The organism is Brevundimonas abyssalis TAR-001 (assembly GCF_000466985.1).
Taxonomy (GTDB): domain Bacteria; phylum Pseudomonadota; class Alphaproteobacteria; order Caulobacterales; family Caulobacteraceae; genus Brevundimonas; species Brevundimonas abyssalis.
On sequence record NZ_BATC01000108.1, the window covers coordinates 1 to 2,287 of the forward strand.

The 2,287-nt window shown below is 74.5% G+C and carries 1 protein-coding gene and 1 pseudogene; both read left to right on the forward strand.

The features are described 5' to 3' along the window. Positions 1 to 873: pseudogene (locus MBEBAB_RS16655) on the forward strand (double-strand break repair protein AddB); the annotation flags it as partial. Then, entirely contained in the window at positions 873 to 2,240 is a 1,368-nt protein-coding gene (locus tag MBEBAB_RS15340) for a PD-(D/E)XK nuclease family protein (protein ID WP_021698769.1), read from the forward strand. The pseudogene MBEBAB_RS16655 and the gene MBEBAB_RS15340, both read left to right, overlap by 1 nt. The last annotated feature ends 47 nt before the right edge of the window (positions 2,241 to 2,287 follow it).

Genomic DNA, 2,287 nt, shown 5'->3' on the forward strand with positions numbered 1-2,287 from the left:
ATCGCCGACGACGACGGGGAGCAGCATCCGCAGGGGGCGCTGAAGCGCCTGATCGGGCGGCACGGCATCGACCGGGCCGAGGTGCGGGCCTGGCCCGCGCGGGACACGGGCGAGAGCGCGCGGCTGGGCCGGGCGCGGCGCCGGCTGATCGCCGAGGCCCTGAAGCCGCCGGCCTCCACCGCCGACTGGACCAAGGCCATCGACGAGATGCGCAAGGGCGGGGGCGACCCCATCGCCGAGGGGCTGGAGGGCCTGACCGCCGTCACCGCCCGCACCGAGGAGGCCGCCGCAGCGCTGGCCGCCGTGCTGATGCGCGAGGGGGTGGAGACCGCAGGTCAGACTGTGGCGCTCGTCACGCCCGATCCGCTGTTCGCGCGGCGGGTGCAGGCGCGGCTGGGGCGATGGGGCCTGATGGCCGACTCCTCGGCGGGCTCGCCCCTGTCGGAGACGCCGGCGGGCGTGCGGCTGGCCCAGCTGGCGCAACTGGCCAAGGCCTTCGGAGCGGTTCCGCTGCTGGCCATTCTGAAGCATCCGTGGACCACGCTGGCCGGGCCGGACGAGATCGAGGCGCTGGAGCGCGAGGGTCTGCGCGGGGCGGGGCCCGCCGACTGGGACGCGGTGCGGCGTCGGCTGGAGGCCAACCGGCATCGGGCCGGCAAGCGCCGCAAGGACGAGGATCAGGCGCGCATCGATATGGCCCACGGTCTGGTGGACCGGCTGGAGGGCGTGCTGTCGGCCCTGACCGGCATGGACGACGCGACGCCCGCCGAGTGGGCGCGGGTCCTCTGCGAGGCGGCGGAGGCCTTGGGCGAAGGCGTTGAGGTCTGGCGCGGGCCGGACGGGGCGAGCGCGGCGCGGCTGATGGCTGCCTGATGACCGAGGGCGCGGAGGCGGGTACGCTGAACGCCTCGGCGTTCGCCGAACTGCTGGGGCGGCTGATGGGCGCCGAGGTGGTGCGCACGGGCGGCGACGCCCACCCGCGCCTGAGAATTCTGGGGGCCATCGAGGCGCGGCTGGTGCGGGCCGACCGGGTCATCCTGGCCGGGCTGGAGGAGGGGGTGTGGCCGCGCGGCGGGGGGACCGATCCGTTCCTGTCGCGGCCCATGCGCAAGACCTTGGGCCTGCCGCCGCCGGAGCGCCGCATCGGCCTGTCGGCCCATGATTTCGCCCAGATCGCTTGCGCGCCGGAGGTCTATCTGCTGCACACCGAGCGCCGGGACAATCAGCCGTCGGTGAAGTCCCGCTGGCTGTGGCGGCTGGAGACGCTGGTGCGCGGGGCGTTCCCCGATGCGCCGCGCCTGCCGCAGCGGGCGGACCTGCACGGACTGGCCCGGCGGCTGGACGCGCCCGACGCCGATCCGCCGCAGACCCTGAAGCCCGCCGCGCGGCCGGCCCCGACGCCGCCGGTCGCTGCGCGGCCGACGAAGATGTCGGTGACGCGGGTGGAGGAATGGGTGCGCGATCCCTACGCCACCTACGCCCGCTTCGTGCTGAACCTGCACCAGATGGAGCGGCCCGACGAGCGGGTGGACGCGCGCCTGCGCGGCACGGCCATCCACAATGCCCTGGAGGTGTTCGCCCGCGAGTGGGAGACCCTGGGTGAGACCGGGGCGCAGGACCGGTTCCTGAACCGCTATCTGGCCGAGCTGGAGGCGGCGGGCATGACCCCGGCCGCGCTGGCCCGGGAGAAGGCGCTGGGCGCGCGCATGGCCGACTGGGTGACCGGGTTCGAGCGCGACCGCCGGGCGAAGGGGCCCCATGTGGCGCTGGAGGCTTACGGCCAGTGGTCGCCCATTGAGGGCTTCCTGCTGACCGCCCGGGCCGACCGCATGGAGGTGGCCGAGGGCCGCCTGTCGGTGATGGACTACAAGACCGGCGCCCCGCCGACCAAGAAACAGGTGGAGAGCGGGTTCAGTTCGCAGCTGTCCCTGACCGCCGCCATCGCCCGCGAGGGCGGGTTCGGGGCCGTGCTGAAGGCCGAGCCCGACGACCTGCTGTATGTGCGGCTGACCGGCCGCGACCCGGCGGGCGAGATCATGGACCGCAACGGCGACGCGGGCGCCGCGGCCCTCGCCGACGAGGCGGTGGAGGGTCTGAGGAAACGCATCCGCCAGTACGCCAGCCCGAGCCAGCCCTATCGTTCGCGCATCGCGCCGCAGTTCGCCCAGGCGCGGGTGTCGGACTATGACCATCTGGCCCGGGTGGCGGAATGGTCCACGGCGGCGGAGGGGGACGAATGATGGTCGGTTCGAACATCCTCCCCCGCTCGCGGGGGAGGGGGACCATC

Bases quoted from the DNA above. Each gene is read 5' to 3' on its own strand.
- MBEBAB_RS15340 (WP_021698769.1), top strand. From the start codon at position 873: ATGACCGAGGGCGCGGAGGCGGGTACGCTGAACGCCTCGGCGTTCGCC.